The following is a 21993-nucleotide window of genomic DNA, read 5'->3' as shown; positions in this document are numbered from 1 at the left end:
CGTTTTCCGGGCGCAGCAAGGCAGTCCTGGGTACAGCCGTCGGGGCGCTGCACGAAATCGCCCGCCTGTTCGTGTGTGCTGGGGCGCGGCGCAGGCGCAAGGAGGCCGGGATGCCGGAGGTCGTGATCAGCGCGTCCGGCCCTGGCAACGGTTACGCCCTGTTCGCCGGGCGAGAGCCGGACACGAGGCTGGAGCGGCAGCTCGCGAACTTGGTGGCCGGGGTGTTCCGGCACGAGCTGGAGGTGGAGGCGGCGCAGCTGGGTGCGCTGGGGCTCGATCTTCCGGACGACGACGTCCGGGTTCGGTTCGAGGCCGTGCGGGACGGCACCGAACGGACGGTGCCGATCGAAGTCATTCTGCCGCCGCACGAGCTTGGGCAGAAGGAGCTGGCCGAGGCCGAGCGCCGTGGCTACCACGAGCTGGTCGCGGTGGGCGAGCTGAACAAGATGTTCGGCGCGCTCGCAGGAAAGACGGGGAACACCCCTGCGCAACCGGAGAACACCGCGCCGCCCGGGAGCGCGCGCTTGATTCCCGCAGGAAGCGGACCCAGGACTGAGAGGCCATGATGGACACCATGACGAACCCGGAAGGCGACACGGAGAACTGGGTGCTGCTGATGGACCCGGCGTGGGCGCCCGCAGCCGAGGACGAAACGCCGCCGCTCGAAGCGGTCGTCGGGCTGTGGCCGATCGAGGACGGAAAACCGGGGAAGTTCCGGGCGAACCCGGAGTACCTGCCCTCGGACGCGAATTCGCCGACCGACCCGCTTGACGCGGTGCTGCGGCTGGTCCTGCAGAGTCGTGCGGAGGCGACCCACATCCGCCTGATGCTGCGTGACTGCCTGGTCGACGTTGCCATGAACGGTGATGGCCGTCCCCTGGTCACGCCTTCCCCCGACGAAATCGCATGCCTCGTCGTCGCCACCGCGGAACCGCACCGCGCGGGCATCGCGGCACCGGCCTGGCAGCGGGTCGACCTGGCCGAGCTGACCGATCTGCTCTCCGCCGGAGTGCACGTTCTGTTCAACCCGGGCGGAGCGGCATCGGTCCGGCTGACCGATGAGTTCATCCGGGAGACGGCGGCAATGAGCGACGAGGAGGTCGCGGCGTTGTACGCACGGATGACCGATGCGCAGGACTGATCCGCGGATGCCACGTGGTGCTGCGCGCGGCTTGCCAGACTGCTGATCGGCGCTACCTGTTCCCACCGGGCATCCGGCCCGGACCGGTGCCCGGGCGAGGTGGCGGTTGGTGAAGGGTTTGCCGACGGCCGGCCACCTCGGGCCAGACTGGGCCGGTGAGGCCGTCGGCTGTGCCATAGTGGGGCTGGAGGTGATCACAGTGTCCCCTGCGGTCCGGATGCACGAAGTATTGCTGGGTGTCGCAGGCCTGATTCCGGACGAGGCGCTGGAATCGGCGCGGCTGCAGCTGGCCGGGGGTGGGTTCGGTGTGGTCGCGGACATTGTCACGCGCGAGCTCGCAGCTTGCTCCCGGTCGATGACGGTTGCGCAGGCCGGGGTGCTCAGCGAGTGGCTCGACGACTCCGCCGCGGAGGTCTTCACCAGTATTCCGATCACCGACGAAGTCCCGGCGTTGCCTTGGGTGTTTGCCGAAGCGGGCGACGACGCCGACGAAGCACAAACCGCTGTGCTGGTCCAGGTTCTGGAGCGGACGCCGGCTGCCCGCGGACTGTGGCTTGCCCACCGGAGGCCGTTGCGCCGGGAAGCAGCACCGCTGCCGGTCTATGTCATCACCACCGACGGAAGTGCCGACCTCGCTGCGCTGACCGGGCGGTTGCATGCGGCGATTCGGTCCGGGGGCGCGGGTATCGAGGTCGTGGGGCCGGGGGAGGTGCCTGTTTACCAGCGGGTGGCGCGGGGTTACGGGGTACTGGCCTGGGCGGCGGCCGAGCAGCCGGAGCTGCGGGTAGCAACGGTCTTCGAGCACGCTGACGGGTCCGCGGTCGGCTCGGGCCATGTGCGGATTTCCGATCCTGTCGAACTCGGACGTACCCTTGAGTACCTCCGTGCCGGCTTCCTTCTCCTGGCCACCGATGCCACCCTGCCGGACGTCGTAGCGCCGGAACGCGGCGAGGTGGTGCCGGCGAGCTACCGCACCGATGGGACCTGGCTGTGGCCGGACGCGGTGGCCTACTACCTGGCGGAGCACGGATTGGCCCCATGCGCGCCGTTCCTTGCCCACATCCGGGCGGTCGCCGGCCCGCCGCGACAACCGGACGCGGTGGCCGTTCACCGGGCGCTCCAGCACCTGCTCGACCCCGGCGCGCTGAATCCGCGCGGGCCGGCAGACCCGGTTTCGGTGAACAGGTAGTTCCGGCCACGGCGAGCAGCCGGGCAACTCCTCGAACTGCCTGACCTTTCCCGCTAACAGCGCGGTTCGAGGTGGTCGCCGTCGTTCTACCTCAAACCTGGGGCGGTTCAGACCACCTACGGTCGCCGCTGGTGGTCGTGGCTCTGGTCGGCCTGAACCGGCATCCGCTCGACGTTGGCCGGGCAACGATGAGTGCGGCGGAAAGCCGGCTCCCGTCGGCACCGGAACAATTCAGCATTCCCGGTCACCACGGACACCTACGTGAGGCTTCCTGTCCTGCATGGACAGCGCCCAGCAGACACCGGACTTTTCCGGGTCGTGTTCGGCGGTCGTGATGCGTTCGAGAAGCACCCCGGCTGACGGCGGTGCCGCGACGTCGTGGCACCGCCGTCCGAGTCAGTCAGGCGGAGCGTTGTCCGGTTCCTTCTCGACCGGGCATCGATCCGTGCACCGCAGAAGAAACGACAACACCGCGAATCGTCGCTGAGCGGGCGGGCCATCGGTCGATGCATTTGGTGCATGCCAACGTGAAGGTCATCCGGGGATGGATACGAAGCGTGCGCCGTCATCCGGTACCGGACGATAACCCGTGTTCGGCGAACGTGGCTGAGCACTGGCCCGGCGTCCGAGGTGGGCGTGCATCCGTAGGTCCGGCATTCCTCCGACGTCTCGCCGGGCTCGATCCGGCCGCCGGGCAGTTCCCATTCGGCCCGCTCGCTGCGCACCAGCACTGGGGACGGCGCGCCCGTCCTGACTTGTCAGCCAGAGTTGACAACCTGTCAGCGGGACAACGACCACCCGAACCGGGTGCGCGAAAGCGATCGGCTGCAGATCCCGGCGCTCGGCGAGGCGGGCTGCCCGGACCGGGAAGTGCGAAACGGCCGGTACCGCGGCAATGCGGTACCGGCCGTTTCGCTGGTATCAGCGGGTTTCTGCCGGTGTTTCCTCGGCATTACCCGGGGCGAGCAGCGACTTCCGCTTACCGTAGGCGAAGTAGATGACCAGCCCCACCGCGAACCAGATGCCGAAGCGCAGCCAGGTGTGCGGGTCGAGGAAGGTGATCAGCCACAAGGAGAACCCGATTCCGATCAGGGGTACGAACGGCATTCCCGGGCATTTGAAGCCACGCGGCAGGTCGGGGCGCCGGTACCGCAGCACGATCACCGAGATGCACACCAGGACGAACGCCAGCAGGATGCCGATGTTGGTCAGCTCGGCGGCCTCGCCGATCGGCAGCAGGCCGGCGATCACCGCGGACGACGCGCCGAGCAGCCAGGTCATCCGGCTCGGTACCTGCCTGCGCTTGCTGGTTTTGCCGAACCACTGGGGCAGGAGACCGTCGCGGCTCATGGAGAAGCCGACGCGCGAGGCGCCCATCAGGAAGGTGAACAGCACGGTCAGGATACCCAGGATTGCGCCGATCGCGATGACCGCGCCGAGGGCGGGCAAGCCGATCGAAGCAAAGGCACTGGAGAAGGCGCTTTCGGAACTGATGTCGCGGAAGTTGACCATTCCGGTCAGCACGAGACAGGCCAGCACGTAGAGCACCATGGAAATCGCGAGCGAGTACAGGATTGCTTTCGGCATGTGCTTTTGGGAGTCTTTCGATTCCTCGGCTGCGGTCGACATGGCGTCGTAGCCGAAGACCGCGAAGAAGACCGTTGCCGCGCCGGTGAATGCGCCGGAGATGCCGAACGGGAAGAACGGGTTGTAGTTGCCCGCCTTGATGTGGAACGCGCCGACCACGATCACCACGATCACCACGGCGACCTTGAGGTACACCAGCAAGGTCTCGAACCGGGCGGCGTTTTGCATGCCCTGGTTGAGAATCCACGCGATCAGCAGGCACAGCAGCACCGCGAACAGGTTGATCTTGTACGTTCCGGCCGCGACCGTGGCCGGTTCGGTGCCGGGCGCGCCGAGCATCCATTGCGGCAGCCCGACTTGCAGGAAGCCGAGCAGGTCGTTGAAATAGCCGGAAATGCCGATCGCGACCACGGCGACGATGGCCGTGTATTCGAGCAGCAGATCCCAGCCGATCGCCCAGCCCACGACTTCGCCGAGTACCGCGTATCCGTAGGTGTAGGCCGAACCCGCTTTCGGGATCAGCCCGGCGAATTCGGCGTACGAGAATGCTGCCGCCGCGCTCGCGATTCCGGCGATGAGGAACGAGATCAGCACGGCCGGGCCCGCGGTACCGTGCGCCACGGCTCCGGCAAGAGAAAAGATGCCGGCGCCGATGATGCCGCCGACGCCGATCGCCGTGAGCTGCCGGAGACCGAGTGCGGCCTTCAGGGAATGACTTCCGCCGGACGACGACCCGATCTGTTCGATGGGCTTCCGGCGGAACATCGACGAGCTCGACCCGAGGTTACGGGTTCTGGTGGCCATGCCATTTCCTCACTGCGCATCATTGCGCGTCGTTTCCAGCCTGAAGAGTTTCAGTCTGAACAATCTTCGGAACGGTAGGGATCACAGTCCAGGCACCGGAGTTCGCCACAGCCGTCGCAGCGGCTGAGCCGGCGCCCGCACGGGCAGTACAGGCCTCTCGGCCACAACCGGGGTACGAGGTCGAGCACGACGGCGGTCACGGCTCACCCCCGGCCGGGGCGGGCACCTCGGGTACCTTGGCCGCCGCGGCGGTTTCCCATTCCTCTACCTGGTGCACGGTCCCGTCGGCGAGCAGCACGTAGACCCGGTGGCCGACGGTGAATGCGGCGCGGGGCCGGAACCCCAATGCGGTGGCAGCGATGAAAGACCCTCCGATCAGGTTGGTGTCGCACGCGGTCGCGATCCGGAACAGGGATTGGGATTCGGCGGTGAGGTCCTCGTTCCCGCTCGAGCGCAGCACGATGTTCTGGTCGGGCGCGATCGCGCGGGCCGCGGCGGCGACCGAGATGTTGTCCATGACGTCGGACGACGCGGCGACGATCGCCCGTGCCTTGGACAGCGCCAGTTTCTGCAAGAGGAACCGGTCCCCGCCGCGGCCGAAGACCACCGGGATGCCGAGATACTTGGCCAGCGGAACGCATTCCGCCCCGGCATCCCGTTCCACCGCCACCACCGCGATGCCGAGGCGTTGCACCTCGAGACACAGCCGGATGCCCACCTGCCCGAGCCCGACCACGATCACGTGCCCGCGGCGAGGCACCGCGCGGGCGCCGACGATGCCGGTGAACCGGCCGGACGTGACGCGGTCCACCAGCCCGGCCGTGAACAGCGCGGTGAACCCGAGCGCGCACAGCAGGGTGAAGGCGGACAACGCTTGGTACCAACCGGGAACGTGCTCCGGTACCACGATCGGCCCGACGGTGGTCAGCGTCTTGGCGGCGTTCCACAACGCGGTGAGCACCGGTTCGTGGAACGCGAGCACGCCGAGAACCGTGTCCAGTACCAGAATTGCCACCAGCCCGGTGAGCCCGGTCAGCAGGCTGCGGTTGCTCCCGTCCAGCGGGCGGAACTGCGCGTGCAGCCATTCCCGGACACTGCGCTTCCGGACGATCTCGGCCGACCGCGGCCGGACGACGTCCAGATTGCGCCGGACCCCGACGTGGTCCCCGGCGGCCGTCATCGACAGGCTCAGCAGCTCGTCGGTGATGCACGGCCCCAGCAACGCGGGGACCAGCGCGTCGGTCATGCTCACCACCGTGCAATGCGGCACCGACCGCACCACTTCCCCGGCCACCGTCTTGTCGAAAAGCGTGACCAGCAACGGAATCCCGGGCCGGACGTGCTCCACGAGCAGCGCGTGCCGCAGCACCCGGATGTCGTCGCGCGAGACGATGACCACGAGGTCGGTCGTCGTGTCGAGTTCCCGGTGGAGATCCGCCGGTGCGTCGAGCCGCCGGACCTGCGCTCCCCACGCGGAGAGGTACCCGGCGACAGCGTCGGCCAGTGCGTCTTCGCCGATCAGGAGTACCTGCATGGTCGTCGCGCCTCGTCGGTGAGCGGTGATCCGTATTCCGAGAACCTTAGAAAGCGCGGGCTTTCCGCATATGGTGCGAACGGCTACTGTTTCGCCGAGGACGTTGTCGGATCCGACAATGGTGCCCATGGTGGGGTGAGATGGGAAACGAGAGCGCGACCCTTCGGCAGCTGCTGGTGTCGCTCGGCGCGCCGCTGGCCGATCTCCTCGCTGCCCCGGCCGGTCTGGAGGTCGAGGTCAACGGGGTCGTGATCCTCGACCCGGACGACGAGCCCGACTCCTATACCGGCGACCTGGTCCTGATCATCGGTTCGCGGGGCCGGGCCGCGGCGCGGCTGGTGCGGGCGGCCGCCCGGCGCGGGGCGGCGGTGGTGGCGGTCAAGGTGCCGGACAGCGACGCGACCGGCGACCTGCGGGCGACGGCCAACGACGCCGGGGTCGCGGTACTCGCGGTCCGCCCCGAAGTCCGCTGGGACCAGCTGGATTCCTATGCCCGGGGCGCGATCGCGGACGCGAAGGCGACGTCCGCGGCCGATGCCGACGACGCGGGTGACCTCTTCTCCCTCGCCCAGACCGTCGCCGCGCTCACCGGCGGCAGCGTCAGCATCGAGGACAGCGCCAACCGCGTGCTGGCGTACTCGCGGTCCGACGACCAGGTCGACGAACTGCGCAGGCTGTCCATTCTCGGCCGCGAGGGACCTGCCTCCTACCTGGCGAAACTGCGGGAATGGGGCATCATCGACCGGTTGCGGGAGGGGGACGACGTCGTCCACATCGGCGAGCGGCCCGACCTGGGCATCCGGCGGCGGCTCGCCATCGGCATCCGGGCCGACGCCGAGCTGCTGGGCTCGATCTGGGTGCAGGAGGGCGACGTGCCGCTCACCGGACAGGCCGAAGGTGCGCTGCTCGGCGCCGCCCGGGTCGCGGCCATGCACCTCGTCCGCCGCCGCACCGGCACGGCCGCCGGGCTGCGGCTGCAGCAGGACCTGCTCAACAGCCTGTTCGAGAACCGGATCGACACCGCCACTTTGGCCGCCGACATCGGCATCGATGCGGGTAAGCCGGCCGTGGTGGTGGTCTTCGCCGAGCAGGACACCGAACCCGGACGCCCGGCCCGCGAACTCCGCAGCGCAGCGATCACCAACCTCGTCTCGGTACACGCCGCGGCGTATCGGCGGACCGCGCTGACCACCACGATCGGCTCTCGGGTGTACCTCCTGCTGCCGGATCTGCCTGCGGAAAACGACGGGACGCTGGTACTCGGGCTGGCCAAGGAGATCGTCGCGGCCGCCCGCAGGCGGCTCCAGCAGGACGTCCGCGCGGCCGTCGGGTCCATTGTGGAGCGCTTCGGCGCGATCGCCGAGTCACGGCAGACTGCCGACCGGGTCATGAACGTCATGTCGGGGAAGGCGAGCGAGGTCGCCACCATGGCCGACGTCCGGGCCGAGGTGCTCGTGTCCGAAACCCTCGCGCTGGTCGAGGACAACCCCTACCTGCGCGATCCCCGGGTCACCGGCTTGATCGAGTACGACCTCGAACACGACGCCGGGCTGGTCCGCTCGGTGGTCACGTACTTCGACGCACTCGGCGACGTCCGTGCCGCCGCGCAGCGCCTGCACATCCACCCGAACACCCTGCGGCACCGGATCAAACGCGCCGCCGCCGTGAGCGGGCTCGATTTCACCGATCCCCACCAGCGGTTGTTCGCCCACCTGCAGCTCCTGCTGGCGGCCACCGGACGGGGCGACCCCGGCGACGCCCCGGCTTGAGCGCTGCCCGTTCGTGAAGGGTTCGCCGACAGTCGGGCTGTTCCCGCTCCGATGACCCGGCGGACCGCCGGGTCCGGGGTCATAGTGACGGGGACGGAAGTGGTCTGCGAACGGGAGGCGCGAGCTGCGATGTCCGTGCTGACCAGGTTCCGGGGACGAGCCCGCAGCACCGCCGCCGAAGTGCCGCGCAGCACCGCCGGGCTGACCCGGAGCACCGTCGGCGAGGCGGTGGTCGTGCACGACGTCGACGACACCGTCGGCGTCACCGCCGAGGCCCGCGCGCTCGCGGAATCGCTGCCCGTCGATCCGGACCACCTTTACGTGGTGGCCGACCTGCCTGCGCAGCCCACACCGGACATGTGGGAGGCGTTCGTCGCCGCGCTGCCCGAGGGCGGGCGGCCGGTGGTCGTGCTCCCGATCCCGTTGCACCGCGAGATCGATCCGCAGCTCGGGCACTGGCTTGCCGCGCGGACCGGCGGCGTCGTGCTGACCCCGCGTGGCCCGATCCATCGCGACGCCCGTGGCGCGCTGTTCGCGCACGCTGGTCCGGACACCGGCTGGCTGCGCTTCGGCAGCGGGCCGGACCCGGTGTGGGGAGCCAAACGCCTGCCGCGCCCCGCATGGGAGTTCCCGGTGCTCGCGGAGACGCGTTCGGTCGGCAAGAGCGTGGCGGAACCGCTGCCTGCCGGAATGTGGCTGCGCCCGGCGGGTCCCGACAGCGCGGTGGCCGGCGCCCGGGTACGGCTGACCCGCACGATGCCGTGCCGGGACGAGCCGGTGATCGTGCTCGGCGGCCCCGGCCTGCCCGAGCTGCCGGTGGCCGACGTCGCCGCGTACTGGCAGGCGCTGCCGGTCGAGGTACAGGCCACCGCGTGGTTCGTGAAGTTCGGTCCGGTGGGTGCGTTCGGCACCGCGCTGGCGGACGAGCTGGACGCGAAAATCCGGTGCTACGCCGGGATTCCGGCCGGTTGGGCACCGGACGTGTTCACCGTACGCGCGGACGGCTCGTACGGATGGAACACGTTCGCGAAGGGATTCGCCCACCGCCGTGGGCAGGACCCGGAGCTCCTGGTCCACCGCCCGCCGGTCGCCGACCTGCCGGAGGTTTCGCCCGGGGTGTACCAGTGCGGGCCCGGGGTGGTCGTCGAAGTGGTCGAATCGGGGCTGTGGGTGCGGAGCGGTCGCGGGCCGGTGCCGGACGCGCCGCTCGATCCCGTCCGCGTGCTCGTCCACCACGAACCGGCCGAGCACGTGCGAGCCGCCGCGGAGAATCTGGTGCGGCGCCTGGACTATCCGACGGCGCTCGTCTCCGTCCTCGCGCCGACCGCCCCGGAACCCGTGGTACCGGACGAGGACGACGAGCAGCTCCCGATGCTCTCCCGGCTGATGGAAACCATTGTCCTGCCGAGGATTTCGGTCGAAGCCGCGGACGACCCGCTGGCGGCCGTGCGCAAGTACCTCTCGGGCGACGGTCCCGCTCGCCCGGCCGCATTCGAGGTGTTGCCGATGCACGAGGGCGCCGCCGTGACCACGCTGACCCCGGCCGACGTCCAGTGGGCGCAGTGCCAAACCGCGCAGACGCTCGTCGAACCGGGGTACCTGCATGTGGTGACCGAACCGTGCATTGCCCAGGAAGGCAACGTCGACGTGCTCGTGTGGTCGGTCACCGGCCGTCGCACGGAATCGGCGGAACCGGCCACCGGCGGCGTGCCCGACCGCGTGGTGTTCTTGCCCGGCACCAGGTTCCGGGTGCTGGACTCGGTGGGGCCGGAGGACGGGCAGCGGGGCTGGATCGCGCTGCGCGAGGTCCCGGCCGACGAACCCGCCGTGGCCGCCGCGGAACAGGACGAGGAGATCCTCGACGTACTGAGCCGCGAGGTCGAAGGCTGGCTCGACAGCGAACCCCGGCAACGGATTCCGGAATCGGCCGCGCACTGGTTCACCACGCTGCCCGGCTGCCCGGCGGAAGGACTGCGCGATGCCGGTTGAACCCGCCCCGGTACCTGCGGCCCCTGGCGAGCCCGCCCCGGTACCTGTGGCCCCTGGGGAGCCCGCTCCGGCGTCCCGGGCGCCGGGCGAAGCCGCCTCGGCGCCGAGCCCCGGCGAACCTGCCCCGGCCCCCCGGGCCGCTCCGGAAGACTCCGCCCCGGCCCCTGGCGAGGCCGGTCCCGGCGAATTCCGGATCATGGTCCTCATCGACCCCGAATGGGCGGCCACCGAACCCGGTCAGGTCCCGCCCGAGGTCGTGGTCGGGGCGTGGCTCATCCGGCCGGACGGCACCCCGGTGCGGTTCGAGCCGAACCCGGCGTACGAGCCGTCCACTCCGGACTCCCCGCGCGACCCGGTCGACGGCGCGATCCGGCTGGTGGCCCGCGGTGAGCTGGACGGGGACCGGCTGCTGAGCGTGCTGCGCGACGTCGTGCTGGGGGTCGCGCTGGACGAGAACGGGGTCGCGATCGTCGCGCCTGCCCCGGACGGGGTTCCGTCGGTGCTGGTCACCAGCTCGCCCGGCTACCGCAAGCTGCTCGACGTCGCAGGCTGGCGCAACGTCACCGTGCCCGAGCTGGCCGCCGCGCTGCCCGAGCTGGGGGTGGACGTGCTGGTGAACCCCGGTGCGCCGCAGTCGATCCGGCTCCTCGGCGACGCGATCCGCGCTGCCGCGGCGCTCCCGGCCGACATCTGAGCGACCCCCCAGGTACAGCTGGCTGTACCTGATCTTTACCCCGCGCGGGATCGCTGCGTGCCCCTTCCGGCCCGTAACTTCGGAAGCCTCGTGGACCGGCGGGCAAGCCGGGCCGGCGGCTGCAAGGGGTCGATCGGATGAACAGGGTGGCGACGGAAACGCAATGCGCCGGGGCAAGTGCCGTCCGGCCGGTCAGAGTGCTGATCCAGGCACCCGACCCCATCACCTTCACCGGGATCGCGAGCTGGCTGCGGGGGAGACCCGAGTTTTCCGTGGTGCAGGATGGGGTGAAGGACGGCGAGGTGGACGTCGTGATCGCGGCGGCGGAGACGCTGTCGGTCGAGGTCACCTCGGCACTGCGCCGTCTCAAGGCCACCCTGGACGCGCCGGTGGTCCTGCTCGTCGACCAGGAGGCAGCGGGCGACGCGGTGCTGACCGCGGTGGAGTGCAATGTGGTGGCGCTGCTGCCGCGGGAACGCACGTCGAGCGAGCACCTGACCGCCGCGGTGGCGACCGCGGCCCGCGGCGGCGGAATCCTGCCCCCGGCCGCGCTCGGGTCGTTGCTCAGCCACCTGCGCCGGCCGAAGGAGAACAGCCCGGTGCACAGTTCCGGGCTGACCCAGCGCGAAATCGACGTACTGCGCCTGCTCGCCGACGGCCTCGACACGGCGGAAACCGCGGGCAAGGTCAATTTCTCCGAACGCGCGGTGAAGAAGATCATCCACGATCTTTCCCACCGGCTCGAACTGCGCAACCGGACCCACGCGGTCGCTTACGCACTCAAGCACGGGGCGATCTAGAACCAAAGTCAGGGCCAGCCTCCGAAAGCCGCGGAGACCGGTCCTCCCTACCGGGCGAGAATGGCACCAGCTCCGGAAACCCAGCGCATCGTCGACCTCGACGTGGCCCGCGGACTCACGTTGTGCGGCATCCTGGTGCTACCGGCCGCCTTCAGCGCGTGGCGGCCGATGCCGGTCCGGGCCGCCCGAAAACCGCTGGGAGGGCCCGGAAAGACCCTCCCAGCGGTACCCGTCACTTAGCGCACAGAGCGGTATCCAACGCGGCATTGACCGCGTCGACCGCCGCCAGGTCGCCCGGCAGTGCGGTGACCGCGACGGTGGCCGAGCGGCCGTCGCTCATGACGGCGTCGCGCGTTTCGTACCCGTCGATGTCGCCGCCGTGGCCCCAGGCGTCCCCGCAGCTGAGCTGGATGCGGATGAGCCCGAGCCCGTAGTGCCAGGTGGGCGGAAGGTCCGCGGAGTCCACAGTGGACTTCATCTGCTGCAGCTGTTCCGGCTTCAGCAGTTTCCCGCCGAGCAGTGCGGTGAGGAACTTGTTCAGGTCGCTCGGGCGGGCGATGAGCTGTCCGGCCGCCCAGCCCCACGACGGGTCCATCTCGGTGACGTCCGCCTTCTTGCCGTCCGCGGTGGTGTAGTAGCCGTGCGGATGGTCCTCGCGGATGGTCTGGTCACCGACTCCCGGCCAGTACGTGTGCCCGAGCCCGGCGGGCCGGATGATCCGGTTGGTGACCTCCTCGGAGATCGGCCGTCCGGTCACCGCCTGCACGAGGAGGCCGGCCAGAATGTAGTTCGTGTTGCTGTACTCCCATTTCGCCCCCGGCTTGAACGACGCCGGTTTGGCGAAGGCCATGTCCAGCAGCTGCCGCGGTTCGTAGTAGCGGTGCTGGATGTTGAGGAAGTCCTGGGTGAACTCGGTGTAGTTCGGCAGACCGCTGGTGTGCTGCAGCAGCTGGTGGACGGTGATGCCGTTGCCGTCGAAGTCCTTGCCGCGCACCAGTCCCGGCAGATAGGTCTCCACTGGTTCGTCGAGTTTCACCTTGCCCTCGCCGGCCAGCTGCAGCACGACGGTGGCGGTGAACATCTTCGACGCGCTGGCGATGCGCACCTGCCCGTCGGGCGGCACCGGCGTTCCGGTGCGGGTGTCGCCGGTCCCGGCGGTCGCGAACGCCACCGGCACCCCGCCGCGGCTGACGGTGGCCAGTGCGCCGGGAAAACCGTTGTCCCGCACCAGTTTGTCCAGACTGGCCTGGAGCGCGGGACTGGCTGACGCCTGCTGCCCGCTTGCGGACCCCGGGACCCCGGCGATCAGTCCGGCCACCGCGGCGACCGCGGTCGCGCCCGCGGCGAGCCGGTTCCGCCGGGGGGTACGGAAAAAGTGAGCCATGAACATGCTCCTTCGGGCAGGGCGAATGCAGCAGAATCTGCCGTCGCGGGACCGGGAAATCCGGTGGCCGCCAATGTAGACAAGCCCGGGAAAAGCAAGCAATGCCGGAATCGCATGGAATGACTCAAGGGGCAGTACTGGGGTCTATCAGGGCAGGAGGTATTCCCGAGGGGGATACCCGCGCCGGCCCGGGGGTCAGATGATTCCGGCACGCAGGGCGTAAGCCACCGCATGCGAGCGGTTGCGCAGGTCGAACCGCGTCAGCAAGGCGCTGATGATGTTCTTGATCGTCCGTTCCGAATAGGACATCCGATCGGCGATTTCGACCGTGCCGAGCCCCTGCGCGAGCAGTTCGAGGATTTCGACCTCGCGGGGCTGCAGGCTGTGGTGGTCGAGGAAACCGCCGGAATAGCGGACGTCGGATTCGGTGGCGTGGAAGGTTTCCAGGAGCCGGGCGGCGAGGAAATCGTCCGATTCGGTCTCGCGGCGCCGGAAGGTGAGGGCCTCGAGGATCCGCTCCCGCGTCGCCGACCCGCGGAACAGCACCGAGGTGACGCCGAGTCCGGTGAGCCTGCTCAGCTCGACCTTGTCGATCCGGTCGACGACCAGTACCACCCGGATGTCCGGGCCGATTGCCGCCCGGCGCATCCGCCACAGGTCGAGCAGCGTCTTCTCGCGGACCTCGGGGACCACTACCAGCAGGATGTCCGCACGCGGGAACTCCCCCGGCGGCAGCACGGCGTACTGCAGCGTGCTGCGCAGGTAGGCGGCGGCACCCTCGCCGCTGATCGGGTCGTTGGCGATGATCGCCACTCGTTCGGGCAATGCACTCATGTCAGCTCACCGGTCTTTGCTCCCCGCGGACGCGGCACTCGCCGCCGCGTCCGGCATTTCGTCAGGTCACGGCTCGGCACCGGCCACCACCGTCCTTCCGGATTCCCGCTTGGTCCGAGGATGTCCGGACCGCTGCGCAGGTTCGATCCCCTGCACTGCCGAGACGGTGGTAGTGCCTGCTGTACCTCCGCCGGTGGCCAAAGGGGCAATGCAGCGCCCCGTCCGATATTTACACTATTACCATAAAGTTAGAAGGTGTAACACGGCCGCTCCGACGGCCCGGGGGTGCAGGTCCCGCCGGGCCGCCGGATGGCTCAGGCCAAGGCCTGAGTGGGTGGCAGCCGGGCGGCCCGCATCGCCGGGTACGCCCCGGCGATCGCGCCGACGGCTGCCGAGACGGCCACCCCGCCGACGAGCGCGACCGGTGGCAGGACCGCGGGCCAGCCCTGGCTGAGCGCGTACCCCGCGGTCGCCGCCACCCCGATCACCACCCCGACCAGCCCGCCGAGCCCGGACAGCAGCACCGATTCGGCGAGGAACTGGCCGCGGACCTGGCCGCGCGTCGCGCCGAGGGCGCGGCGCAGCCCGATCTCGCGGCGGCGCTCCAGCACGGAGATCACCATCGTGTTCGCCACGCCGACGCCGCCGACGAGCAGCGCCACCCCGCCGAGGCCGAGGAACAGCGCCCCGTAGGTGTTCTTGGCGAGCGCCTGCGCGGCGAGCGCGTCGGACGGCCGGTCCACGGAGACCTCGTTCGGCGCGGCCGGGTTGATCGTCGCGCCGAGCACCGAACGCACCGCGCCGACCTGCGCTTCCTCGGCCCGCAGGTACACCGTGGTCGGATGCCCGTCGAAGCCGAAGACCTGCTTCGCGACGTCCCAGCCGATCAGCACCGACCGCTCGATCTCCGGCGCGAGCGGCATCGGGTCGAGGATGCCGACCACGCTGAACCACGACGAGCCGATCAGCACCTGCGGCGGATGCGCCGGGTCGAGGTGGTCGATGCCGAGCCGCGCCGCCGCCTCGGTACCCAGCACGACCGCCGGGTACCGCTGGTTCGCGCCGTCGAGGAACGTCCCGGACCGGACCTTTCCGCCGAGCAACCCCAGCAGGTCCGGCCGGGCCGCGAACACCGAGACCCCGGCGGAGTCGGCCGACGGGATCCGGTCGTTGCGATACACCTTGGCGTCGACCTTGCCGACCTCGACCGCGCCCTGCACCGGAGCGATCCGCCGGACCATGCCGACCGCGCTGTCCGGCAGCTTGGCCTTGCCCCCGGTGAGCGTCTGCCCCGCTTCCGCGCGCAGCAGGTTCGTGCCCATCGCGGCGAGCTTGTTCTGCAGGGCCTGCTCGGCCGAGGCCGGGATCGCCAGCACCGCGACCATCGCCGCGACCCCGATCGCGATGCCGAGCGCGGACAGCAGCGCCCGCATCGGCCGGGTCCGCATTCCGTGTGCGCCAAGGGAAACGACGTCCGCCGGACCGAGCCGGGTGGGCTCGGGCGGCGCGGTCGGCGCGCTCACTGGAAGGCTCCGGACATCCGGGCGGCACCGGTGTCGATGCGCAGGGCACCGTCGAGGATCTCGATCCGCCGGGGCATCCCGTCCGCGATCTCGCGGTCGTGCGTGATGATGACGATCGTGGTGCCTTCCGCGTTCAGCTCCGCGAGCAGGGCGAGGATGGCCGCGCCGTTGCCGGTGTCGAGGTTCCCGGTCGGCTCGTCCGCCAGCAGGATCGGCGGCGTGTTCACCACCGCCCGCGCGATCGCGACCCGCTGCCGCTCCCCGCCGGACATCTCGCCCGGCAGGTGCCCGGAACGGTGTCCCAGCCCGACGCGGTCGAGCGCCACCAGCGCCTGCGCCCGCCGCTTCCGCTTCGGGACCCCGCTGTACAGCAGTCCGGTGCACACGTTGTCCACCGCGGTTTCGCCGTCGTTCAGGAAGAACTGCTGGAACACGAACCCGATCCACCGCGAACGCAGTGCGGACAGCTTGCGGTCCGACAGCTGGGCGACGTCGTGCCCGCGGACCTCGATCCGGCCGCTGGTCGGACGGTCCAAAGTGCCCATCAGCTGCAGCAAAGTGGACTTCCCCGACCCGGACGGCCCCACGATGGCCACCATTTCCCCGTCCGACAGCGACAAGGAGACATTCCGCAGCGCCGGCACGTTTCCGCCGTAGGTCCGCGAAACGCCGTACGCGGCGAGCACGGGGATCATGACGTGGTCACCACCCGCTGGCCCTCGGTCAGCCCGGTGCCCTTGACCTCGACCATGCCGCCGCTGAACAGCCCGGTCTCGACGCCGATCAGCCGGCGCTTGCCCTGCTCGTCGACCTCGACCGCGTACCCACCCTCGGCAAGCGCGATCAGTGCGCCGACCGGGACCACCAGCACGCCCTGGTGGACCTGCTTGGTGAACCGCACGGTGACCGGGGCGCCGTCGAGACCACCTGCCGCGGCCGGGTCGTCGAGCCGGATCAGCACGGTGACCTTGGCCTTGCCGTCATCCTTGCCCTGTTCCTTGGGGTCGGTGACGGAGCTGCCCACCTCGGTCACGGTGCCGGTGAGGGTGCGGCCGTTCACGCTGACCGACACCTTCGCGTCCTTCACCGCGATGCTCCGCTTGGTCGCTTCGAGCTCGGCCTGCACGATCCGGGCGGTGCCGGTGTACTTGAGCACGTCGCCCGCGCCGGGTCCGCCGAGCTGGGCGGACACCCCGGACACGCGGATCTCGCCGGGGGCGAGCACGACGTCGGCCGGATCGAACGTACCGGTCTGTTCGAGGCCGAGCGACTTCTGCCAGCGCTTGATCGCCGCCGTGGTCGCCGCGGTGAACTTGTCGTCGGGTGCGCCGAACCCGCCGAATCCCAGCGCCTTCAGGTTTTCCTCGAGCACCTTGACGTCCGGGCCCTTCTCCGCGCCCGCCGACAGCGGACGGTAGAACGGCAGGTTCCCGTAGAAGAGCGGCACCGGCTTGTTGTCCACTGTGTACACTTTCGCGCCGCGGGCGATCACGTCCCCCGGCGAGGGTAGCCAGGTCAGCGTCCCGCTCTTCTTGCCGGCAAACGTGGTTTCCTTGCCGTAGCCCAGTTTTCCGTTGGCGTTCTCCTCCTCGCGCAGGTCAGATTTGGTCACCGGGGCCGTCGCCACCGGCTTCGGGGCCGTCGTCGTTTCGCCGCCGGACGCCACGTGCGTCAGCGCGACCGCCGAGGTCGTGCCGAGCACCAGTACGGTCGCCCCCGCCGCGATGAACCAGCGGGCCCGGCTTCTGGTCGGTTTCTCGGTCACTGTCCGGTTGACCCCATTCCCAATCCACACGCCTTCATGGCGTCGGTGGCCTTCGCGTCGTCCATCGGCATCGCGGGCAGCGCACCGCCGGACGGGTCCGGGTCCGGATAGTCGACCCCGTGCTCACGCATGCACTGGGCCTGCTTGCGCTGCTTGTCCAGCTCTTCCGGGCTCAGCTTCTTCGGCGCGCCACCGTTCGGCAGCAGTTTCGAACACGCGTCGAGCGCGGGCTTCTGCTTCTCGGCATCCTCGAGGGTCACGGCCATCCCGTTCTTGTCGTCGGGATCCGGGTAGTCGACCCCGTGCTCGCGCATGCATTTCGCGAATTTGCGCATCGCGTCCTTGTCCGCCACCGGATCGGATTTCCCGCCGCCTGCCTGCGCGGGGGCCGAACTCGCATTCGGGGTCGAGATGGACGGTACTTTCGAGCCGCCGTCCCCGGACGAACAGCCGGTCAGCACCGCCAGCGCCAGCCCGGCACCGGCGATCGCCAGACGCGTTTTCCGCATGCGCATTTCCCTTCACTCGGTTTCCCCCGGACGGGGGTGGCCCAGTTCTATCGATCGGGCGATACGGGCGCGTTAAGCGATCTTGTTTATCCTCTCCTTATGGGCCGATCGGACAGAATGATCCGGACCGACCGTGGATGGAGGACGCTTGCCAGTGAAGAGGGCACGCCGGATACTGCGGCTGTCCGTGCGGACCCGGCTCACCGCGTGGTACGGCGGCCTGTTCCTGCTGGCGGGCACGGTGCTGGTGGTGGTCACCTACATCGTGGTCAGCAACGAGCTCCCGGCGCCCGCGCAGTACCTGGACACCGTGGCCGGAGTCGACGGAATGGCTCCCGTCCAGCCCGCCTGGGACCGCACCGTCCCCAGCGACACGGTGTCGGTGGCGAAGGCCGTGCTCACCGACTACCGCAGCTCCACGATGTCAACATTGCTGCTGGCGTCGGTGATTGCGCTGGTGTCCACCGCGGCGCTGGCCGTGTTGTTCGGCTGGTTCGTGGCCGGGCGCGCGCTGCGCCCGCTGCACACGATCACGTCCACCGCCCGCCGGCTCGAGGCCGGGAAGCTGGACCAGCGCATCAACCTCGGCGGGCCGACCGACGAGCTGAAGGAGCTCGCCGACACGTTCGACGGCATGCTGGACCGGCTGGCCGGCTCGTTCGACAGCCAGAAACGGTTCGTGGCCAACGCTTCGCACGAGCTGCGCACGCCGCTGGCGGTGCAGCGCACGCTGATCGAGGTCGCGCTGCAGAACCCCGATGCCGGTCCGGTGCTGGAGAAACTGGGCCCGCATCTGCTGCAGACGAACGAACGCAGCGAACGGCTCATCGAGGGGCTGCTGGTGCTGGCCCGCAGCGACCGCGGCCTGACCGCACGCACGCCGGTCCGCCTCGACAAGGTCGTGCGCTCGGTGGTCAAGCTCACGTCCGCGCAAGCTGAGGAAGCCGCGGTGACGGTGGAAACGAGGCTGCGCGCGCGAACCGTCATCGGCGACGCGGTTTTGCTCGAACGGCTGGTGCTGAATCTGGTGAGCAATGCCATCAGCTACAACAATCGCGGCGGCTGGGTGTTCGTCGCAATCGGTTCCACTCCCGCCCTTTCCGTCCGCAATTCCGGTCCGATGGTCGCCGAGGAGGACGTGGCCGGTCTGTTCGAACCGTTCCGCCGCGGAAAACCCGACCGCACCGGCGCCGCCGACCATTCCGGGCTCGGGTTGTCGATCGTGCGCTCGGTCGCCCGCGCGCACGGCGGAGACGCCGGTGCACGGGCCAATCCGGGCGGCGGGCTCACGGTCGAAGTGCGGTTGCCGGTCTGACCCTTATCGCGCTTTTACCCGGGTTCCGGGCATGATGATCGAATGCGCGTACTGGTCGTGGAGGACGAGCCGCTCCTCGCGGACTCGATTGCCGAGGGACTCCGGCGGCATTCGCTTGCGGTGGACGTCTGCTACGACGGCGGGGAGGCCCTGCTGCGCGTCGACGTGAACGCCTACGACGTCGTCATCCTCGACCGGGACCTGCCCACCGTGCACGGCGACGAGGTGTGCGCGGCGATCGTCGACGCGGGCGGCGAGACCCGGGTGCTGATGCTCACGTCGTCGGCCGACGTCACCGACCGCATCGACGGGCTCAACCTCGGCGCCGACGACTACCTCACCAAGCCGTTCGTGTTCGCCGAACTGGTCGCCCGCGTGCACGCACTCGCCCGGCGCGCCCGCCCCGCGCTGCCGCCGGTGCTGGAGGCCGCCGGTCTGGTCCTCGACCTGCCTCGCCACCAGGCTTCCCGCGACGGCCGCTTCCTGCCGCTGTCCCCGAAGGAGTTCGCGGTGCTGGAAGTCCTGATGCGGGCGGGTGGCACGGTGGTGAGCCCGGAAAAGCTGCTGGAAAAGGCGTGGGACGAACATGCCGACCCGTTCACGAATACCGTCCGGGTGACCGTGATGACATTGCGCCGGAAGCTCGGCTCGCCCCCGGTGATCGAGACGGTGGCCGGGGCGGGGTACCGGCTCGCGGACGGGTCTCCGTAAGCCGTTCGGCGCTCCGGTCCGGTGAATCCGGGTGACCCGGGACCCCTCCCGCCGGTTCTGCACTAGCGTGTCCGCACCAACGGCGGAGGAGGTCTGGTGGCGGAGCAGACGGCACAGTCGAGGCGGGTGTCGCCCGGGGTGGTGCTCGCGATCGGGTTCGCGGTGCTGGTCGCCGTGCGGGAGACGGCGTTCCTGATCTGGCCTGCGGTCACCGTGCGGTCGGTATCGACGGACCGCTGGAGCGCGGCGGACGCCTTGTCGCTGATCACGATGTACCTGCCGACCGGCGACGGGTCCATGTCCTTCAGCATGGTCGTTGGCCTGATCAGCCAGGTCGGCTGCGCGGTGTGCTGTCTGGCCGGCGCGGTGCTGCTGGCCAAGCGCAACCCCCTCGGGCGAACCTTGGTCCTGATCGGTGCGGGCAGCAGGCTGGTGGTCGTCTTCGTGGCGCTGGTCTTCGCCTTCACGCCGATCGGCGGCAACCGGGTCCTCGGCGGGATCGGCGACGACGCGTCGTCGTACCTGGGGTTCTTCCTGGTGTGGGTCGACTGGCTGCTGCCGCTGCTGGCGGGCGCCTTCGCGACCGGACGGCGCATCCGGATGTGGGTGGGGGCCGCCTGACCTGTGCGCCGTGCACACCTCGCCCGGCGCCGGTTTGGTGCGCGGGCCGATGTTTCGCGCGGTACCCGCTTCTAGCGTCGCTTCCGGCAGGGCAGCCAGGTCTGGTCGGGAGGAGCCACCATGGAGCTGGGATTGTCGGGACGGCGGGCGCTGGTCACCGGGTCGAGTTCGGGACTCGGGGCCGCGATTGCCGCGAAACTCGCCGCGGAGGGGGCTGAGGTCGTCGTGCACGGGCGCGACGCGGACCGGGTCTCGGCCGTGGCAGCGACGATCCGCGCGGACGGTGGCCGCGCCGAGGTCGCGATCGGGGACCTTGCCACCGACGAGGGGGCGGAGGCCGTGGCCGCGTCCGCCGGTCCGGTCGGCATCCTGGTCAACAATGCGGGTGCGTACGAGCATTTCTCCTGGGATCAGGCGACGCCGGATGTGTGGTTGCAGACCTACTCGGTGAACGTCGTGTCTTATGTACGGATGATTCGCGCTTTCGTGCCGGAAATGCGGAAACGCGGCTGGGGCCGGGTGATCGGAATCGGTGGCGGGCTGGCGATCCAGTCGATGGCGATGTTGCCGCATTACAATGCTTCGCTCGCCGCCCGGCACAATCTCGCCGTTTCGCTGGCGCGCGAGCTCAAAGGCACCGGGGTCACGTCGAATGTCGTTTCCCCCGGCGCGATCATGGTGGATTCGCTGCGGGAATTGCTGGTCAAACTTGCGCCGGAACAGGGCTGGGGAGAACGGTGGGAGGACATCGAGTCCTCTGCGGCGGAAGCGTTTGCGGCCAACGATATCGGCCGGTTCGGCCGTCCGGACGAGATCGCCGCTGCGGTCGCCTACCTGGCCGGTGACACCGCCGCATACATCAGCGGCGCGACCCTTCGCGTCGACGGCGGCGCAGTCCGGTCCGTGCACTGAAATGCTCACCATTGACGAGATCGGTGCGGCTCGGGCCCGAATCGGGGACGTTGTTCGTCCACTGACGGTCGCGCCTTTCGCGCCTCGCGTTTCGCTGGCCTTGGAGTTCCTCCAGTTTTCCGGTTCGTTCAAAGCACGCGGCGCCGCGAATTTCGTCCTCGCCCACGCGGAACGCGGTACCTTGCCGGACAGCGGAATCGCCATTGCCAGCGGCGGTAATGCCGGTTTGGCGTTTGTCTGGGCGGCCCGGCTGGCCAATACCAAAGCTACCGTTTTCGTCCCCGCCACCACGCCGGACGCCAAGCTGGACCGCCTCACCACGCTGGGTGCCATCGTGCACCGGGTAGGCACCGAGTACGGCGAAGCGGCCGAAGCATGCGCGAATTTCGGGCGGGACAACGACGTTCTGCTCGCGCACGCGTACGCCGATCCGCTGATGGCCGCCGGGGCCGGGACTTTGGTGGACGAAATCGTCGCGCACCAGCCGGGTGTCGACACTGTGGTGGTCTCGGTCGGTGGCGGGGGATTGTTCGCGGGGGTCGCGACGGCCGCTGCCGCACACGGAATCCGGACAGTCGGTGTCGAGCCACGCACCTGCCGAGCCCTGAACGCCGCAATCGAAGCGGGACGCCCGGTGGACGTCGAGGTCGACTCGATCGCCATGGATTCTTTGGGCGCACGACGAGCGACCGACCTCGCCTTGCAAGCGGCGCAAGCGTCCGACACCCGCTCGATCCTGGTCGACGACCGGGAGATCGCCGACGCACGGGATTTGCTGTGGGACGAACACCGGATCGGGGTCGAATACGGCGCTGCCGCTGCGTTGGCGGCGATTCGGGGTCCTTATGTGCCCGGTTCCGGTGAGCGGGCGTGCGTTGTGCTGTGCGGGGCGAATATCCGGAAGTAGAGTGC

Annotated in this window: 20 protein-coding genes; 12 read left to right on the top strand and 8 right to left on the bottom strand. The window is 69.6% G+C overall.

The features are described 5' to 3' along the window. The first annotated feature begins 110 nt into the window (after positions 1–110). The 3 genes from OO71_RS06130 (at position 111) to OO71_RS06120 (ending at position 2330) form a co-directional block, all read left to right on the top strand. Positions 111–566, top strand: coding sequence for a hypothetical protein (locus tag OO71_RS06130; protein WP_033288611.1), 456 nt, complete (start codon positions 111–113; stop codon positions 564–566). 8 nt (positions 567–574) lie between these two features. Further along, positions 575–1141: a type VII secretion system-associated protein gene (locus OO71_RS06125; RefSeq protein ID WP_033288753.1), complete on the top strand. Its 567-nt coding sequence runs from the start codon at positions 575–577 to the stop codon at positions 1139–1141. Between the two features lie 199 nt (positions 1142–1340). Continuing rightward, the gene (locus OO71_RS06120) at positions 1341–2330 is read left to right on the top strand and encodes a hypothetical protein (RefSeq protein WP_156096193.1); all 990 of its coding nucleotides are present in this window, start codon (positions 1341–1343) and stop codon (positions 2328–2330) included. 921 nt (positions 2331–3251) lie between these two features. Here the strand turns inward: OO71_RS06120 and OO71_RS06115 are convergent. Both OO71_RS06115 and OO71_RS06110 read right to left on the bottom strand, forming a co-directional pair. After that, positions 3252–4721, bottom strand: a complete 1470-nt coding sequence (locus tag OO71_RS06115; RefSeq protein ID WP_033288610.1) for an amino acid permease — start codon at positions 4719–4721, stop codon at positions 3252–3254. Positions 4722–4917: 196 nt separating this feature from the next. Beyond that, positions 4918–6255, bottom strand: a complete 1338-nt coding sequence (locus OO71_RS06110; RefSeq protein WP_063740009.1) for an NAD-binding protein — start codon at positions 6253–6255, stop codon at positions 4918–4920. Between the two features lie 140 nt (positions 6256–6395). Between OO71_RS06110 and OO71_RS06105 the strand changes: the two genes are divergently transcribed. The 4 genes from OO71_RS06105 to OO71_RS06090 all read left to right on the top strand — a co-directional run bounded on the left by OO71_RS06105 (position 6396) and on the right by OO71_RS06090 (position 11507). Further along, positions 6396–8024, top strand: coding sequence for a PucR family transcriptional regulator (locus tag OO71_RS06105; RefSeq protein ID WP_033288609.1), 1629 nt, complete (start codon positions 6396–6398; stop codon positions 8022–8024). Between the two features lie 129 nt (positions 8025–8153). Then, on the top strand, positions 8154–10013 hold the full coding sequence (locus OO71_RS06100; protein ID WP_033288608.1) for a hypothetical protein: 1860 nt from the start codon (positions 8154–8156) through the stop codon (positions 10011–10013). After that, entirely contained in the window at positions 10003–10707 is a 705-nt protein-coding gene (locus tag OO71_RS06095) for a type VII secretion system-associated protein (protein ID WP_245633578.1), read from the top strand. Before OO71_RS06100 ends, OO71_RS06095 begins: the two co-directional genes overlap by 11 nt. 137 nt (positions 10708–10844) lie before the next feature. Continuing rightward, positions 10845–11507 (top strand): response regulator transcription factor, encoded by a 663-nt coding sequence (locus OO71_RS06090; protein ID WP_063740008.1) that lies wholly within the window; start codon positions 10845–10847, stop codon positions 11505–11507. A gap of 232 nt (positions 11508–11739) precedes the next feature. Here OO71_RS06090 and OO71_RS06080 read toward each other — a convergent pair whose 3' ends face one another. From OO71_RS06080 to OO71_RS06055, 6 genes are all read right to left on the bottom strand, one after another. After that, positions 11740–12891: a serine hydrolase domain-containing protein gene (locus OO71_RS06080; RefSeq protein WP_051791080.1), complete on the bottom strand. Its 1152-nt coding sequence runs from the start codon at positions 12889–12891 to the stop codon at positions 11740–11742. A gap of 195 nt (positions 12892–13086) precedes the next feature. Then, positions 13087–13725, bottom strand: a complete 639-nt coding sequence (locus OO71_RS06075) for a helix-turn-helix transcriptional regulator (RefSeq protein ID WP_084144737.1) — start codon at positions 13723–13725, stop codon at positions 13087–13089. 314 nt (positions 13726–14039) lie between these two features. Then, the gene (locus OO71_RS06070) at positions 14040–15248 is read right to left on the bottom strand and encodes an ABC transporter permease (RefSeq protein ID WP_033288604.1); all 1209 of its coding nucleotides are present in this window, start codon (positions 15246–15248) and stop codon (positions 14040–14042) included. After that, positions 15245–15943, bottom strand: a complete 699-nt coding sequence (locus tag OO71_RS06065; RefSeq protein ID WP_033288603.1) for an ABC transporter ATP-binding protein — start codon at positions 15941–15943, stop codon at positions 15245–15247. Before OO71_RS06065 ends, OO71_RS06070 begins: the two co-directional genes overlap by 4 nt. Next, on the bottom strand, positions 15940–17013 hold the full coding sequence (locus tag OO71_RS06060) for a peptidoglycan-binding protein (protein ID WP_033288602.1): 1074 nt from the start codon (positions 17011–17013) through the stop codon (positions 15940–15942). The genes OO71_RS06065 and OO71_RS06060 overlap by 4 nt, the downstream gene beginning before the upstream one ends. Continuing rightward, positions 17010–17522 carry a hypothetical protein gene (locus tag OO71_RS06055; RefSeq protein WP_033288601.1) on the bottom strand — a complete coding sequence of 171 codons (513 nt, stop codon included), beginning with the start codon at positions 17520–17522 and terminating at the stop codon, positions 17010–17012. Before OO71_RS06055 ends, OO71_RS06060 begins: the two co-directional genes overlap by 4 nt. Positions 17523–17676: 154 nt before the next feature. Here OO71_RS06055 and OO71_RS06050 point away from each other — a divergent pair, with 154 nt between their 5' ends. The 5 genes from OO71_RS06050 (at position 17677) to OO71_RS06030 (ending at position 21988) form a co-directional block, all read left to right on the top strand. Then, positions 17677–18837 (top strand): sensor histidine kinase, encoded by a 1161-nt coding sequence (locus OO71_RS06050; RefSeq protein WP_051791076.1) that lies wholly within the window; start codon positions 17677–17679, stop codon positions 18835–18837. A gap of 42 nt (positions 18838–18879) precedes the next feature. Continuing rightward, the gene (locus OO71_RS06045; RefSeq protein WP_033288600.1) at positions 18880–19548 is read left to right on the top strand and encodes a response regulator transcription factor; all 669 of its coding nucleotides are present in this window, start codon (positions 18880–18882) and stop codon (positions 19546–19548) included. 96 nt (positions 19549–19644) lie between these two features. Next, positions 19645–20169, top strand: coding sequence for a hypothetical protein (locus OO71_RS06040; RefSeq protein ID WP_033288599.1), 525 nt, complete (start codon positions 19645–19647; stop codon positions 20167–20169). A gap of 120 nt (positions 20170–20289) precedes the next feature. After that, positions 20290–21081: an SDR family NAD(P)-dependent oxidoreductase gene (locus tag OO71_RS06035; protein WP_033288598.1), complete on the top strand. Its 792-nt coding sequence runs from the start codon at positions 20290–20292 to the stop codon at positions 21079–21081. Position 21082: 1 nt separating this feature from the next. Beyond that, a complete protein-coding gene (locus OO71_RS06030; RefSeq protein WP_033288597.1) occupies positions 21083–21988 on the top strand; it encodes a pyridoxal-phosphate dependent enzyme in 906 nt (301 codons plus the stop codon). Positions 21989–21993: the final 5 nt, after the last annotated feature.

Source organism: Amycolatopsis jejuensis (assembly GCF_000717335.1).
In the GTDB taxonomy this organism is placed as follows: Bacteria; Actinomycetota; Actinomycetes; order Mycobacteriales; family Pseudonocardiaceae; genus Amycolatopsis; species Amycolatopsis jejuensis.
The sequence above is the reverse complement of the archived record's forward strand: the minus strand, read 5'-3'. Positions and strand labels throughout refer to the sequence as shown.